Origin of the sequence: Anabaena cylindrica UHCC 0172 (genome assembly GCF_034931625.1) — a bacterium.
GTDB classification, from domain to species: Bacteria; Cyanobacteriota; Cyanobacteriia; order Cyanobacteriales; family Nostocaceae; genus Anabaena; species Anabaena cylindrica_A.
Window position 1 is genome coordinate 1 of sequence record NZ_JAYGGY010000110.1, and the last position, 16,427, is coordinate 16,427.

Below are 16,427 nucleotides of genomic sequence, written 5' to 3' on the forward strand. Positions count from 1 at the left end.
TTCAGGCTCTATCCCTTATGAAACAAGCTGTTTAACCACCTTGTCACCCGTTAAGCATCCCATCATTAACCGGATTTTGCCTTGGTTGTGTAGCATTGCCCCTAAACCCCGCGCTACTTTACTTAATATGGCACTGCTAAAAAAGCCTGATTTTCTGTCATATTGGATGGCAGATTCTAGAGCAGGAATATAGAAGTCAGCAATAGTATTGTGGGTGTTGCTGGAGTAGCTAATTTTCCAAGAGGTATCGCGTAGAGTTTTCAATTTTCTAACCTGTTAATGTTGACTGTTAATATTGTTTTTATGATTATGTTTTTATTAATAAACATTAGGATTAATATATATTTGGTATTTGTAGTTCGTTATCCACAGGGGTATCATCAGAATCGGGTAATTCTGTCGATGAAGGTAGGCATTCCAAGGAGTTGTAGTTATTTATACATAACTTTTAAGTGAAGATAAAAAACTGTTACTACAAGCTAACGCTCACATCAAATTTTAGCAAATAAATACTACAATGATTGAAGAAGCAATCTTTTGGTGTAATCGTGATGCAATCAATTTTCTGGAGTATAGAAGAAGTAGCTATTCGAGCTAAACAGTTTTATGAAAACGGTATTCGTCAAAATGTCGAGTATGGTGACAATATTGGTAAGATGATTGTGATTGATGCAGAAACTGGTGAATATGGAATTGATCCAACTGGTGTAGAGACAGCGTTAAAGTTAAAACAGAAAAACCCTAATGCTAGATTGTTTACTATACGGATTGGTTACGATGTTGCTGTAAGTTTTGGTGGTGCAATAATGGAGCATACATCTGAATGATTTATGGAAAAATTAGCGATGGTAGGGCAATAATTCCAGTGGTTTTTCGTTTACCTTCGCAGCCAGATTTTAATTTAAATTTTGTTATTGATACTGGATTTAATGACCATCTTACTTTACCACCACAGGCAGTTAGTGCGATGAATCTTCCCTTATATTCTAGTACCGAAGCCAGATTAGCAGACGGTACTCAAGCTTTATTATCTATACATTTGGCAACAATTGTATGGGACGGTGTAGAAAGATTAGTTCCAGTTTTAGCTGCTGGCTATAAACCTTTAGTAGGAACTTCTCTGATGGCAGGATATCATCTAGAAATTGATTTTCAAGATAATGGTTTAGTTTCATTAGAAAAACTCTAATCGAGTCGTTACGATTGTAGTCAAATATAAATTTTGGAAAAATTGCTATTTTAAAAAATGTTCGGTAGTGGGAGCATCTTGCTCCCTGGTTGATGAACAACCCTAACCAGGCTTAATCATAAAATAATACTAACCAGGCTTAATCATAAAATAATACAAACGCGGGCAAGATGCCCGCACTACAATTACAATTAAAAAATTTATCAAAATAAACTCAATTGTCCCCCCTGATTATCTAATGGTATCTCAGTTTGTTGGTAGGAGACTTTGGCTTTAATTTCATCCATTGCTAACCACAAGTCTGATAGGGCTTTTTCTTCCAAGATGCGTTTCTTTTCATCTTTGATGTGGGGAATTACTTTTAAAGCTACTTCAAATGTTCGCATAAAGGAATCATTGCTAACTAATCCTGTATTTTTGAGAAATCTCCGCACTGGTTCTGTATTTTCTTCTGCTTGGTAAATGGCAATAATGGCATGAAGTCCATCTACTAAATATCTGCCAGAAAATTCTGTATCAATGGTAGAAAAGGCGCGTTTTTTTAAGCGTTGTTCTGGGGTGAGTAACTTACAAAAGCCACTACCAGAATCTAGTAATTTATGGGTTTTAACTAAATCGGAAACATCAAAACCACCGACAGCTAAAGCTAATTGTCGGGCTTCATCAAAGGGAAATTCCCGCGCTTCAAAGGTATCCCAAGCGAGGATATACCATTGGGTGAGGGGGTCTATGCCGTTAAAATCTTTACCTGCTAATAGCTTTTCTAGTCGGTATGCAACGATCGCTTGACGCACTTCTTCAAAGGCGGCTTTGGGTTCTACTGGGTTGCCAGCACTGTCGAGGATGGAACTGTAGCGGGTAAATACGCTTAATGCACTACCAAAGGCTGTTAAGCATAGGTCAATACCTGGGGGTTTGAGGCGACGGCGCGGGTCTGCTACTCTGTCAGCAGCGGGACGGCTATCTGCTGTTAAGGATTTTTCGATTTCTGGGGCTTTCTCAAACACGATATTACGCACTTCTATGCGGACATCATCCCACCATGCTTGTTCGGCGTTGGGTTGACGTTTGCGACAGACTAAAAGCACGGTGCTGGATACGGCGTTTTTCTGTGCTTGGTGGAGGTTTTGGGGGTTTTCGGTGCTGACAGCCCATGAAGCGGTGATTTCAAAGCCTGCGTCTATCAGGGATTTGGCTAGGACATCCCATGCACCGGAGTCTTTATGGTTAAATTGGACTGTCATTACGCCGTCGTCCCGTAATACGCGGTGGTATTCGGCGAAGGCCATGGCCATTTTGGCTTCGTAGTCTTGATAAGCAAGTTCTTTGGGTGAAATACCCATGTTACGGAAGCGTCCTAAATTGGCAACAGCTTCTCGTTCTTTGTCGGTGAGTTCTAAGTAAAATAATTCGGGAAAGATATCGCCAAGGGTGCGTTTTAGCCAAACGTAGAAAAAATCTGAAATTTCAGCATAAGGAATTGTGTCGTAATAAGGTGGATCTGTGATAACTGCATCTACAGAATTATCAGGAATATGTGTTAAGTTATCTGCTGATGCTGAATCTATTTGAATTGTTTTTTGATCATGAATTTCAAATCCTGGGATATCTTTTGAACTAAGCTTAGTTCCTAAAAGTGAACAAAGAGCTACAAAATCTGAAGTTACAGCATCCGCACATGAATTCCATAATTCACCAACACCATTAAATTCTGGATAATTCCAAATTAAATTTAGTGCGTGTTGCGTAGAAACTCTTTGAGAATGACATCTGCTAGATTGCCATATACACAATCTGGCATTTTTATCAATACATCTATCTAATACTAAAGCTAAATAAGTTGAAATAGCCTCAAGTCGTGCTTGATAATCTTTCTCTAACTCCGCTATTAATTTCTCGTGTTTCGAGTTATTTTCAGATTTGAATTCTGTTGTAATTGATATAATTTTCTCTTTTTTTTCTTTTTCATATTCTTTCTGAATCAGACTTTTTGCTTCATTGATAATCTTTGCGTAAGCCACAAGCGTTACTAATTGACGTGGATTAAAATATTTGTCCCAAGTAGTTAATCCATATCTATATGCCATCATGTACTGAGGGTTATCACTACAAGATTCATCAGGAACTAAATAATTATTATCTGAACTTATATATAGCTCTTTATATCTTTTTTCAGCTAAATTATAACCAAGTACATCACTTTCAGTTGGAATTCTGAATTGCAGAATTTCAGAACCTATTCGATAAAGAACAGCATATAATTGGTGATTTAAACCGATTTTTTGGGCATAATCAATTAAATATTCTTGCTCAATAGTGTTGGAGCAGTTAGGACACTTTGTTACACTTCTTGATATAGTTTTGTAATTATCTGGATCATATTCACCATAATCCGTTTGAATAGTTGTTCCCTTTCCTTTTCTTCCCTTAATTAATTCAAAATCAACCCGCTTATTCTCAGGATTAGGAATTGGCTTTACTGCGTACCAATCACTTGTAACTTTTCTCTCCTGTCCTTTTCCTGCATAATTACTAGTGTTACTTAACCACCAATTAGGACTTAAAGGAACAACAGACTCACAACTTGGACAAACAACAGTATGCGCCCATAAATAATTTTGTACCGTTTCCCCAGGTAAAGAAGGGAAAAATTCAGCCAACCTTTTTTCAGCTTCATCACCTACCCACTTCACCCATTTATCAATATCCTGCTGTAAATCTGGTCCAAATTTTAAAGGATATTCCATAGCTGCTTTCATCGTCACCACAGCCACAGGATTCAAATCAGAAGCCAGCACATTTAACCCATATCTCGCAGCTTCAAAAGGGATACTTCCACCACCTGCAAAAGCATCTAAAACTGTAGGTGTACGAGTTCCCCAAATTTGCTCACAATAATCATGTACCTTCTTAATTCGCACAGCAGTAGGAGGAGTTTTGTAGAGCTTAACTTCCTTCCCTTGTTCTAACCCCAACAAATATTCAAACTCCTCCATTGACACATCTGCGGGTAACAAAGAAGCCAACACACTAGCACGACTAAAAGACAATGGTTTGCGAGAATACCAACGATGTAACCCCTTAAAAGGATTTCCCCCATGTTCATAGTAAACCTGTTCATTGAGGAGTTGTACAGGCATTCTTTCTTCTATGAATAAATGGGGACGTTTGGGGGTAGGGTTAGACATGGAAGTGTAGATATCCTGGTATTAATTGATATATTGTAATAGAAATGGGTGGTTTGTCAATTAAAATATAGCGGTTTGCCAATTAAAATATAGTCAGCGAGACGCTGGCACTACCATATTAATAATAAATAAATAAATAAATAAATGAATGTAGTGCGAGCATCTTGCTCGCTATTGTTAAATAATATAAATGAATATAGGTAAGTAGATTATTTTTGGGTTTATAGATATAGGGGGCATTTTGCCCCCACTACATACAAAATTGCTGCAATTTAAAAATTAAAATCTATCCCATAAAAAATGATATTCATCAGGTGTATTTGATAATCCAGCTTTAACAGGATTTTGCAAAATATATTCCCATTTATTTATAAATTCTTGTTCATTTCTCATCTTTTCATCATACCTACCATCCTGCCAAACCTTGCCAATATGCAGCATAACATTAGGTATTTGTTTCGCACTATAGCTTTTAATGCTATGTAAAATACTACCAACTGACCAAAATTCAGTTTCATCTTTGAACAAAGGTTCAATTAATAAATGTACATGATCTGGCATAATTACTACAGCATATAATTTATATCTTTGATTATCAAAATATTTACAACATTCTAATACAACTTGTCGCGCTGCTGGAGTTAGTTCTAATCTTTCCCAAGTTACAAAAGTGATAAAATATTTAGCGTGAGGTTTTTCTAAATGGGGTAGTTGTTTTTTAAATTCCATTTTATAAATCTCGCTTTTTTATCGCATAAAATAACATAATCACGGGTATTTTACCCTCATGTAGTGCGAGCATCCTGCTCGCTTTCTATATACTTTCTATATATACATTAAATACATAATAGACATCTCCAGAAATTAAATATGCGTGACCTGAAACCCCTGTAAAGACGTTCCATGAAACGTCTCTACATTCTTTTTTGGAGATGTCTAATAGGTTAAGATACAGCACATTCTATATACAGCACATTCCATCTGCACGAGGTACACCAATAGCGAGCATCTTGCCCGCACTACATTACAAATTATTCCTGCTTAATTGCACTGATTAAAATTCCTAAAATCTTTTTCACATCCTTGATATAATATTCAGTTAAATCAATAGAAACTACTTTATCTTCTAGCTTCAAAAACTGCCAAATAGTACCGATAGTTACAGCACCATAAATAATTTTAATTGCATTTTGTTTCTGTTCATTAAACAATTGAGCAGCCAACATTTCAGCTATACATTGAGCCAAACCTGATTTCAAATTTTCATTTTTACTTTCTACCAATGTAATTACAGGTGCGCGGACAAAAAGCTGCTCTTTAGAAAGACTAATCAGAAAATCGCAAAAACCATTTAACCCTTGTTGATTATCAACATTAAAATCTACCCCCGAAAATAAACTGATTTCATTATTTAACTTTCTTCTTACTTCCAGTAAAATCGGGCTAATTATCATTTCAGAACGGGCTTTTTCGGTATTAATTGAAACGGCTAAGTCAACATTCTCCTTGAGAATTGTTGCTAGTAAATCACTATATTCTTCCTCTGGTACATCTCCAAATAATCCTGATACTTCATTTAGTGTCAATTCAAATTTTTGAATAATTTCACTTAATTTAAAATCACTATAAGCCATTTTTGTTACCTTTAATAATTAGTTGGGAGAGGAAGTTTATTTTTACAATTGATTACTTCTCAGGTATCTTTTGAGAATCACTGGTAATAAATTCGCCTAAAATATCAACTTGATGACGATTTTCTACTATCTCTAATGTTTTTAAAATATCGCTAATTCTTTCAGCATAATCTCCTAAATTATGTTGAAGAGGTAGCAAAATTTCATATTCATCTGTGGTGTCTTTTTTTAATCGCCAAATTGCCCCAGCATCATGATAAATTCGTCCTGTTTCCTGCCACCCTGTAGCTTGGAGGTGTGCCTGAATAATATCAGGTTGAACTGTTTTGAGTGTTTGACTATCTTTGATGATAACTTTCATGGCAAATATCCAAAACTAATCCATTGAATTAGAAATTAAAAATCAAATCAAAAAACAGTCATCCGTCAACATTTGAACAAAATCAATCCCCTAATAATACTCTAATCGCTTTTAGAGCCTGACTCCGCTTTCCATTACTAATCTTAGCAAACCAATAATGGGATTCTTCATAACTCATTGCTTTGATACCTTGGGCAATATTAGCAATACGTTCTGGTTTAGAAAGTGGTTGCACCGTCTGAAACAACAAAGCTAAATTTATCCCTGTTTCCTCACTTAAAACATAAGGACTTTGGCGATTATGACTTAAAGTTTTAGGGTCATAATTATTTGCCTTTAAACAATCATAAATTGCCTGTTTTACCTGAATTAAAGCATTACCCTTTAATCTACCAATGCGTTTTGCAGAAGGACGTTTCTTTTCTCCTGCCTTTTTATAAGCACACTGGTATAATTCAACAGCAAAATTATTATTATCTGTGGGAACTATACGCAACTGAAATTCTTGCATATTTGTTGACTGTTAACCGTTGACTGTTGACTGTGAAGCGTCAACTCTTTCCTGATTTATTTTTAAAAGAGTTAAGATAAGCATTTAATTTAGGTGATAGTTCATCAATAATTGGTTTAATTTTGTCTGTTTGGGCTTGAGTTAACAACTTGCGCTGATAAGCTAGTAGTCTGTCAAATAAATTTTGACGGATAAAGGAATGAACCACGAAGGAAGAAGAAAAATCTATTTACCCGTCAATTAGTTCTTGACAGACTACTAGTCTTAACCAGTGTCTTGTTTCGTTTAAAGAACCTCTAGCTATCTTGACAAAACGTTGATTATCTTGTATGTTGTAACGTCCATTACCCTCAGCAATATTAGCACCAATACTATCTGTAGATTTCACCAATTGTTTACCAATAGTATCTTTAGCAAAATAATCCCATTCTATAACAATAAACCAAATTTCATTGGCAAGTTGTTCCGATAGTTGGTAAACGCGTAAATTTTGGAAGCTTTCCATATTTGTTCACTGTTCACTGTTCACTGTTCACTGTTAACCGTTAACCGTCAACCGTCAACTGTCAACCGTCAACCGTCAGCAGTCAACTAATACGTCAATTTTGCCATTAAATTTAACCTGTCCACCGGATTTCGGTTTAAGGCACTTTTGATATTACTTATTTCTGTTCCCTCTGGCAGAATTGGTGACAAAAATTTAAATTCTAACTTCAAGAATACATCTGCTTTGACATCTTTACTACCTAGCAAGGTATTAAGAGTATTCTGAAAACTATTAAACCCTTTATATAGTCCTTGGTACTCTAAACGAATAAATTGCTCTTCCAAGGTTATAGTTGCTGTTTGGTCAATTTGCAGGGGTAATTTCATCAACAAAGGAAAGGCAGTTAATAACTTGCGGTAGTCCATTACTTCTGCCACAGAAATTTCTAACAATTTAATACCCTGTCCTTGATTATCTTTGATAAAATCAGCTAATTGTGTAAAAGTGCTGTTAAGTGTGCCTTCTACATTAAATGTTTCTGGTTTGACTGCAAATAAACTTCCTGGTTCTGCCACACTAGGAGTAGAAGTTGCACCAGTACCATAGGTAAGTATGGAAGCTTTAGTTTCCTTCTCAATTACTTCCTCATTCCCATAGTCAGCAACTATTTTGAAAATTGTAGTTTGGGCAATAGTGGTTTCATATTCATCACTGGGACGAAATTCTTTAGCCCCAAAAGGATTTTGTAGCAATTCCCCATCTTGATAAAGTTTAATTGTTAATGCCCCAGATGCTTTCCACCTTACCCGCACAGGTTTTAGCTGATCTGTACTGGACATAACTTGAGCATTTAGTTCAATTTCCCGTGGTTTGGGTGGTTGAAGGATGCCCCGACGGTACAGTTCTATTCTCTCAGAAAATTCCAGGGAGTCAGGTAAAACTATTTTCACATCGTCAGTTTTGATGAATACTTTCTCCCCTACTTTCATATCCCACACACCATTTAACACCCCGTTGCGAATGGTTTCTCGTAGTTTGGAAGTTTCAGCATCTGAGAAAATGTTTAAACTCAAGTCTTTAGCAAAGGTTTCTTTGAGTGATTTAGTTGTCCAATGATTTATTCCTGCTGGCCAAACTTTCTGCAATATGTATGCTGGTGCATAAGATGGTGCATCATCTGCACGGATTTTTTGACAATCTTTTAAAGCTTTTAAGATCACTTCCTGCTGATTACTTTTCACCTCACTAGCATCTTGGGCAGGTAGGGTATAGTGCATTAAGCCTTTTGGTGCTTTCACTGGATCATTGGCAGGATAAAATAAATGCCGATAGGTATTAGTAATGGATACCCTGACAGTTAATTCAAATTTACCTCTGCGTTCTTTGAGTTGTTTCTGTTGGTTTTCTGATAAATCTTGTAAACGATTAGGAGAATTGAGAATATTTTGCATGGCACGATATTCCCGCACATTCTCAATGGTACGTTGTAATTCTTGCTTGTTGGCAATGAGAAACAACAATCTATTTCTATAAGTGCGGAATTTCCCTGCTTCCCCGGTATTGTTGAAAATGCGTTCTACTATGGCAGGTGCGCCATCTGTAGTAAAGGAAATTGTTTCTTCATCAAAATCAATTACACATAAGGCAACGCTATCTGCCACATCATCTACATCTGCGGGAGTATCTGGTGCAGACACTAATTTTAGAAATTTATCCGCAAAAATTGTGTCACGTCGTTTCCTTAAGTCATCTTTGGCTTCGGTGATGCCAATTTGCTCTTTTTCTTCAGCAATGACTTTGTTAAGAGATGGTTCTTCTTTAAATCTGGCAATGGAGGTAATTGGATCATTTTCCAGATACCACGCTACTGCTGTAAGTCTGTCTAAGACGGTATCTACAAAGCCAATTTCTAATCCTGGTGTGAGTAGGGATAAGTTTAATTCTGTACGACGAATACCTGCGGCAATTCCTTGGTTAATGGAATGCAAGAAGATGGTTCTAGCTACCCAGGTAGAAAAGGCAGGTTTCCCCGCAGCTTGCCATTCTGCGTCTTGTAATTGGGCATGGCCTTCTCTGCCATCTGGGTTATAAATATCTGCTTGGATAGGGATTCGCATTAATTGTCTATCTAAACGGGAAGTTAGATCACTGGTGATTTCTTCTTCGATGCCTACAGGAATATGGTGGGTATGAATTAGGGGTATCCAAATTGGGGATTGTTGGCTGTTGGCTGTTGGCTGTTGACTGTTGACTGTTGGCTGTTGACTGTTGACTGTTGACTGTGAACTGTGAACTGTGAACTGTGAACTATGATTGTTTTGCCAGAGATAACGTATGACTCCAGCAAATAAACGTAATGCCCCCCTGGTGCGTTGGAAGTTGGGGATTGAGGCAATTTTTTTTGTTAGTAGGCTAAATAGTTCGGGGTGAAAGGGATAACTCTGTTCGATGCTTTCGGCATAACCAGCATCTTTACACCCATTGGGTAAGTCAATTCGACTTGCTTTATAAGTTTGCAGATACTCTCTGGCAGCATCATTAGCAGCATTAGCTTCAATACTGCTGAACATCCGTTGTTTGACTATGTTGTAAATTTCAATGTCGGTGCTGGGTTTGAGGATTCGTTCCTGTCTAGCAGAAACAGAAATTGCTTCTCTGATTTCGGTGGTTTCTTCACCAAAACTATCGCTAGAGGAAGCGAGGGTGTAGATAAAGACTAGGTTATTACACGATGCTGCTAAGTCCATGAGGGCAAATAAAAAGGCAACTACCTGTCCTGCTAAGTCACTGTTGCCTACGATAACTGCTTTGGCTTTTCTCAGGTAGGTGGCAATTTCATCGAGGATAATTACTGTGGGATGTCCTTGGATGATGCGTTCTAGAACCACTGTACCAGGACTAACTCTTTGTTCATCGGAACCTTTGAGTAAGCTATAACCTGCTATACCACCGATTTGGTAAGCAATTTCTCCCCAGAGGGTGTAGGTGGTGATGCCTGTGTCTTCATGAAAAACACCGTTCACTGGATCTAAATCTTGGCAAGCGATCGCAGAAGCTTGAATCGGATAATCTGGAATTAAGTTGATATCGTTAATAAAGCGTTCTAGTCCAGGAATTTGTCTGCCATTTTTGGCGATATGCCACAAAGCAATTTCATCATGGGTTTTCCCACCCCCGAAGCTGGTTTCTAAGCGAATGATAGGAGAACCTATAGCAGCACCTCCTAATCGCCCAAATACTTCGGAAATCAGGGTTTTTAACCCATCTGTAGGAAAGGTGTTAGCGAAAAAGGTTGTCGGATCTTGGTAGACATAAGGTGCTGTGCCTTCCACTACTAACCTCAATTTGGCAGCAAATAATTCGGGGGAGAGTTCCCCAGCTAAAATTTCGTCTCTGGGAATGCAGGTTTTGAAGATGGAAGGCAGCATAAGTAGGTTGGCGTTAAAAATTGTCGTTGGGATAAGGCAGGGGGCAGGGAGCAGGGGGAAAGAGGGTTTTAGCCTTGTTTACTTTTCGTTACATATTTTGGTTTTTCTCCGTCCACCTGACTTGAAAATAGATTTTCATCCCTCCTGGTGTACGCAGTTCATGATGGCTACTTAGAAATAAATATATTGATGGTTTATTAAGCTGTTACGCATTTTATTTTTTACCCAAAAACCTTACTACAAGGACTTTAGGCTACAAAATATTCAACTTAGGTGCGCGTCAGCTTATTAGCTTTTGACCAGTGCTGTTACTTTGGCTCAGAAGTGATACCCTTTGAATTAGAGTGTAAACAGATTCTCTTGATTATCGTGTATTTCATTACAAGTTTTATTACAGCACAAACCAGCGTATTTTGATTCTGTTTTTTTATAACTAAATTTCGCTGTTTTCACTGGTTATTGTTTGTAAAATAGCACTCACATCAGTTTTATTAAAAAACTTTCCATAAACTTCCTCAAAAGATTTAATCTCAGCTTGATAGATTTCTTGAGAATCGCAGTGCTTTTCAAAATATTCTTCGTCTTTATAACCGTATAATATCAAATTAGAATCAATTGTCTTTAAAAATGGTTGCACGGGATTGAATTCTTTTAAAATCCGAAAGCATCCAATTAAACAACCGTAAAAATAAGAGAAAAAATAGTTAATTTCTTGTTGAGAAAAGTCCAAATTAAAAGCCTCTTGTAATATTTTGTTATCTTGTCCATCCATACCATGTTCAACAATTCTATACAACCTAAAATATAGCCAACCGCGATGATCATAAATATCCATTAAATAATAGAAATTTCCGCTCTTTTTGATAACAATGAGTAAGATTGGAAAAAAAAATGCTCCTTTCCAATTATCGTGTAAATCGCTAGTTTCGCCGAACAACCATTCTAAGCTTGTCAACAGTTGTGCTAAGTTAAGCTTATTTCTCTCTGGCTCGTCTCTATATAAGTAAAGCTCCCTATAAATCTTAGAATTATCTGCGATTTGCAAACTATTTTTTTGTAGTTTTATGTACTCTGTATCATCCAATCTCCACAGTTGGTAGTTGATATCCTGAGATTGTAAGTCAATTTTGTATCGCTCTTTAATTTGCTTAATTACTTGTTGCATAAATTTGATAGTGAAATTGGTTTTGGGCAGAATTTTATCTAACTCTACTAGGGTTTTGGTCTGTTAATAACGAGAAAATTCAAAATTCTCCTTAAGTAATGGGACAGAATTAATTACACAACTGATTTTTCTGTTCTCTGTTGCCTGTTCCCCCTTCCCTCTCTCAACGAGTGAATTTAATTTTGTCCGACTACTTATTAAAAACCTACTGCCATGGCAGCAAAATTACCCACATTGTTGAAACTTTTATTGATTTGTTAAAATCTAAATTACTCCCAAGGAGATAATGACAATAAATGCTGAGTTTTTCTCCTAACTATTTTAACGTCAACTCCTCACGTTTAGCAGAATTAACCATCTTCACCAAAAGCTGATTTAGATAACTTTGGGCAAAAATATACAGACTATCCCAAATTTCTTGATTACGACAGATTTTTGCACCCACCGTATTACCAGCAATTTTCTCGGAAATTAAATACTTCCGAAAATAACTGTCCCACAACTGTTGAAGAAAATCTTCAGAGAAATCCTCAAAAGGCACAATCCAGTTATAATCTTTATCTAAAAACACCCTGTAAGATGCAACTATTGGTAACGCTAAATCTCCAGGCGCACCAAACCCAAAAGAATATTTACTGTCAGCCAGTAGAGTATTTTTTCGCATATCAATTGATGCTAAATCATTGATACCTTTTCTTTTAGGTTTGCTAATATATTCTTGAATAATTTCATACAGCCTTTGTTCTATCCACATAGCTTTGGTAAGCAGAGGAAGTAGTTTGGTTAATCTTTCCCTCTCAGCATCAGAAAGTTGACTAGGAGTGCTGCTAACAGCCGGGTGTTTACTTCTCGTATTACCTTCGGGATTGTATCTATTTCTATCCAAGCAGTTTAGTAACTTGAACAAATGGGTAACATTACAATGGGTATTTTTAGGAACACCACTTTGGTTCTGGTAATAAGCTACTCTAAATTTTCTACTTTCTTTAAGTTCTAACTGGGCTAAATAACTTTTGATAAAGTCATAATCTCCCCTAGCATTGACCTTAGAGCGAGAATCAACAGGTGATGTCGTATTAGAGGCTAAAGCTATATCTTTGGCTTCAGTTTCTTCTAATCCAATATGGATAGTAATTTTGACCCGCGCTACGCTAAGGTCATACTTATAATTTTTAGCACTATCAAACGCTAAAACAGTGTGTCCACCATTAATAATACCATCGCTTCCACCCTCAGCAGCTTCTAAAACCTCTAGTTCCAGTTGTTTTTTATCCTTACTGGGTTTAACTTTATTGGCACACAGAACTATGCCACTGTGACGCTCGAAGAATTTCTGTGGTTCGGTAGTGAGAGAGTCAAAGATTTGCCTGTATGTTGAACTTTTGCGGTTTGGTTCTCTGATGTTTGGTTCTAGAGGTAAGTCTGTAGGGAATGTATCAACATGGGCAGTAGCGATAATGCAATCGGGGTTAGCATGGAAATAATTGTCTACTTTAATAATCCAGTTTTTTGGCATGGTTGATTTTTTTTCAGTAATTATCAGAATAACGGGGAGCAACACAAAAAAACTTACAGCATATCGCAAGTAAATGAAGTACAAAGCTAGTAGTCTGTCAAGAAGTAATTGACGGATAGAAATTTGTCAAAAACTATAAAATACAAAGTTTCTTGATTTTCAAAATCCGTAAAAATAAATTTAACAGACTACTAGTACAACACGGCGTAAATGAAACAACCATTCTCAATCGCCAAAAATCTTACTCCATCTTACTTTTGACTTTTGACTTTTGACTTCTGCCTTGCGGTACTAGAATCAAAACATGGCTCTAGCGTAGCTGCCGTAGGCATACGCCACCCTGCCAAGAGGCTTTTACTTTTGACTCCTTGCCCTGAGCGTTCACGTATCCCTGACGGGAGGTGTTAGCCATAGTGTGTCGAAGACAAGCCGATAGCGTAGCGTATGACTCCTACGTCGTCATGCAAGCTATAGATAGCCATAGGACTAACTCCTGAATTTTGCTGTATATGCTTTCCTTTGGAGAGCATAAGACGTTAAAAACGAAGGGGAACAGTTGTTAAATTTTTGCACAGATGTAGGAATTATAACCAATTAACCAATCAGAGTGGATGACTTCAAATTTTCATGAATTACGCAGTTGCTATTGACACATTAAAACAAGCAGATCCAATTTTAGCCGAGGTCATAGAACAGGTCGGGGAGTGTAGACTCAATCAAGTCCAGCAAACAGGGGATTTATTATCTTCACTTTGTCGGTCTATTATTTACCAACAATTATCACGTAAAGCAGCAACAACTATTCACCAGAGATTTTTACAACTTTACACTGTTTTAACCCCCAGCGATATTCTCAACACCCCAGACGTTGTTTTGCGAGAAGTTGGTATTTCTCGTCCTAAGATTTCATATCTGAAAGACTTAGCACAACGATTTGATAAATTACCCACCATAGATGATTTGCTGTTAATGGATGATGAAAGTATCATCAAAACCTTAACAGAAGTTAAAGGGATTGGACGTTGGACAGCGCAGATGTTGCTGATGTTTAGATTACATCGTTGGGATGTTTTACCTGTAGATGACTTGGGTATTCGTAATTCTATCCATCGCCTTTATAGTCTACCAGAACTTCCTAACAAACCAACTGTAGAACAATTAGGACAAAACTGGAAACCCTACCGCACAATCGCTTGTTGGTATCTGTGGTCTAGCTTATCAATCACTAAATCAGAAAAAGCATGAAATTAAATGAAGTTGTGCCTTGGGGTAGAACACTACAAGAGTATAAGCTCATGTTTAATCTATCTGAAACAGACCTAAACAAGAAAATTCTTGGCTGTGGTGATGGTCCAGCAAGTTTCAATGCTGAAATGACAGAACTGGGATATTCAGTTGTTTCCATTGACCCCATTTATGAGTTCTCTAGAGAGCAAATCAGACAACGAGTTCAAGAAACTTATGAACCAATAATCTCGCAGGTAAAACAAAATGCAGACCACTATGTTTGGAATAATTTTCATGATGCAGAACAACTTGGTTACGCTCGTCTGGCAGCAATGGAGAAGTTTTTACTAGATTATGAAAATGGTAGAATAAAAGGGCATTATTTGTGGCAATCTCTACCAAAATTAGAACTGGCTGATAATCAATTTGAACTATGTGTTTGTTCTCATCTACTATTTCTATATTCAGATAACCTATCTCTTGATTTTCACATTGCATCTATTCATGAACTTTTGAGAATCTCAAAAGAGGTGAGGATTTTCCCCTTATTGAAACTTGATTGTGAACCATCACCTTATCTTGAGTTAGTAGTCAATCTCCTCTCTAGTCAACAGTTTGATGTAGAAGTGCAGCCAGTTGCTTATGAATTTCAAAAAGGTGGCAACCAAATGTTGAAAATAAACAGATAATTTTGGTGTTGCATAAATGCCCGATGAGATAGAACATCAAAGGACTTCCAAATAAAAAAATACCCAATCGCTTTTAGGGCAGGGGGCAGAAAAGTCGTTTTGATTGGAGTGAAATTGCGTAATTTATTTTTTTGTGTTCCCCAAATTACCAAGACTTAAAAATCTAGCAATTTCATTCAACATTGATTGTGGTTCATCAACACGAATCAAATGTCCGCTGTTCTCAAATATTTTCAACTGAGCATTAGGAATAGCTTGAGCAATTTCTTCAGAAAATTCTGGAGCGCAGATCCAATCATGCCGCCCTGCAATCACGAAAGTTGGTGAGGTAATCTTATGTAATTCATTGAGGATATTATAGTCATTTAAGAAGCCCCTAAAGGCAACATTAATGGCATCAACTGAGAGGATAGTTTGGTCTGAGTCTGGGGAATTTAATTTCCCTTCATTGCTTTGGGAATACATTGAACCCATCACCAGAAAAAATTGGCGTAGCTGTTCTTCATTCTCAAAATTACCTGACCAAAGTTGAAGAGCAATTGCTTTTTGTTCTTCGTTTCCCCGTTCTGCTAGAATCTCCTGAGCGCGTTCTAGAAACCGGGAATTAGCTGCTGTGGCAATGACAATCAAGTGTGAAACATTTTGGGGATACTTCACAGCATAAGAAAGAGCAACCATACCTCCATAGGAAGAACCGATTAAAACGATTTTCTCCAGTCCTAGATATTGGCGTAGGGCTTCCATATCGTCAACATTATTATCCAGGGTATAGGTTTCTTTCCGTCCACGGGCTGACCTTCCCTGGCCCCGATGGTCAAAATAGACTAGCTGGAGGTGATAGCTAAGAGGAGAAAAGCACGGTTTATAACTTGTATGATCCACTCCAGGTCCACCATGAATTATGAAAGCAACAGGTTTCTGACGTATTCCTTGTTCTTCAACCACCAAACCACAGCCGTCAACATCAAAATAGATTTCTGTATCCCGTATTTTAGCTCGCATTCTTGAGTTTTATCCCCAGCAGTTGATGTT

General features: G+C 37.2%; 15 protein-coding genes and 1 pseudogene. 5 read left to right on the forward strand and 11 right to left on the reverse strand.

Features of this window, described 5'->3' with window-relative positions:
* Positions 1-193 (forward strand): hypothetical protein (locus VB713_RS24465; RefSeq protein WP_323314099.1); only part of this gene is annotated, 193 nt, incomplete at its 5' end.
* A 147-nt stretch (positions 194-340) separates the two neighbouring features.
* Here the strand turns inward: VB713_RS24465 and VB713_RS24470 are convergent.
* Positions 341-439 (reverse strand): annotated as a pseudogene (locus VB713_RS24470) (Uma2 family endonuclease); the annotation flags it as partial.
* Positions 440-551: 112 nt separating this feature from the next.
* Here VB713_RS24470 and VB713_RS24475 point away from each other — a divergent pair.
* Together VB713_RS24475 and VB713_RS24480 are read left to right on the forward strand one after the other, a co-directional pair.
* Positions 552-827, forward strand: coding sequence for a hypothetical protein (locus tag VB713_RS24475; protein ID WP_323314100.1), 276 nt, complete (start codon positions 552-554; stop codon positions 825-827).
* Positions 824-1,189, forward strand: coding sequence for a clan AA aspartic protease (locus VB713_RS24480; protein WP_323314101.1), 366 nt, complete (start codon positions 824-826; stop codon positions 1,187-1,189). Before VB713_RS24475 ends, VB713_RS24480 begins: the two co-directional genes overlap by 4 nt.
* A 203-nt stretch (positions 1,190-1,392) precedes the next feature.
* On the opposite strand, the gene VB713_RS24485 is transcribed toward VB713_RS24480, so the two are convergent.
* The 9 genes from VB713_RS24485 to VB713_RS24525 form a co-directional block, all read right to left on the reverse strand.
* Positions 1,393-4,377, reverse strand: coding sequence for a DUF1156 domain-containing protein (locus tag VB713_RS24485; RefSeq protein WP_323314102.1), 2,985 nt, complete (start codon positions 4,375-4,377; stop codon positions 1,393-1,395).
* 279 nt (positions 4,378-4,656) lie between these two features.
* A complete protein-coding gene (locus tag VB713_RS24490; protein ID WP_323314103.1) occupies positions 4,657-5,106 on the reverse strand; it encodes an REP-associated tyrosine transposase in 450 nt (149 codons plus the stop codon).
* 302 nt (positions 5,107-5,408) lie between these two features.
* Positions 5,409-6,011 carry a hypothetical protein gene (locus VB713_RS24495; RefSeq protein ID WP_323314104.1) on the reverse strand — a complete coding sequence of 201 codons (603 nt, stop codon included), beginning with the start codon at positions 6,009-6,011 and terminating at the stop codon, positions 5,409-5,411.
* A gap of 52 nt (positions 6,012-6,063) precedes the next feature.
* A complete protein-coding gene (locus VB713_RS24500; RefSeq protein ID WP_323314105.1) occupies positions 6,064-6,372 on the reverse strand; it encodes a hypothetical protein in 309 nt (102 codons plus the stop codon).
* Between the two features lie 82 nt (positions 6,373-6,454).
* Positions 6,455-6,883: a hypothetical protein gene (locus VB713_RS24505; protein ID WP_323314106.1), complete on the reverse strand. Its 429-nt coding sequence runs from the start codon at positions 6,881-6,883 to the stop codon at positions 6,455-6,457.
* A 229-nt stretch (positions 6,884-7,112) separates the two neighbouring features.
* The gene (locus VB713_RS24510) at positions 7,113-7,388 is read right to left on the reverse strand and encodes a four helix bundle protein (RefSeq protein ID WP_323314107.1); all 276 of its coding nucleotides are present in this window, start codon (positions 7,386-7,388) and stop codon (positions 7,113-7,115) included.
* 86 nt (positions 7,389-7,474) lie between these two features.
* Complete coding sequence (locus VB713_RS24515) at positions 7,475-10,798, reverse strand: ATP-binding protein (protein ID WP_323314108.1); 3,324 nt, start codon at positions 10,796-10,798, stop codon at positions 7,475-7,477.
* Positions 10,799-11,231: 433 nt separating this feature from the next.
* Positions 11,232-11,963 carry a hypothetical protein gene (locus VB713_RS24520; RefSeq protein WP_323314109.1) on the reverse strand — a complete coding sequence of 244 codons (732 nt, stop codon included), beginning with the start codon at positions 11,961-11,963 and terminating at the stop codon, positions 11,232-11,234.
* A gap of 316 nt (positions 11,964-12,279) precedes the next feature.
* Positions 12,280-13,479 (reverse strand): AIPR family protein, encoded by a 1,200-nt coding sequence (locus tag VB713_RS24525; protein WP_323314110.1) that lies wholly within the window; start codon positions 13,477-13,479, stop codon positions 12,280-12,282.
* A gap of 627 nt (positions 13,480-14,106) precedes the next feature.
* Here VB713_RS24525 and VB713_RS24530 point away from each other — a divergent pair.
* Both VB713_RS24530 and VB713_RS24535 read left to right on the forward strand, forming a co-directional pair.
* Positions 14,107-14,724, forward strand: coding sequence for a DNA-3-methyladenine glycosylase (locus VB713_RS24530; protein ID WP_323314111.1), 618 nt, complete (start codon positions 14,107-14,109; stop codon positions 14,722-14,724).
* A complete protein-coding gene (locus VB713_RS24535) occupies positions 14,721-15,395 on the forward strand; it encodes an SAM-dependent methyltransferase (protein WP_323314112.1) in 675 nt (224 codons plus the stop codon). The genes VB713_RS24530 and VB713_RS24535 overlap by 4 nt, the downstream gene beginning before the upstream one ends.
* A 123-nt stretch (positions 15,396-15,518) precedes the next feature.
* Here VB713_RS24535 and VB713_RS24540 read toward each other — a convergent pair whose 3' ends face one another.
* Positions 15,519-16,397: an alpha/beta hydrolase gene (locus tag VB713_RS24540; RefSeq protein ID WP_323314113.1), complete on the reverse strand. Its 879-nt coding sequence runs from the start codon at positions 16,395-16,397 to the stop codon at positions 15,519-15,521.
* Positions 16,398-16,427: the final 30 nt, after the last annotated feature.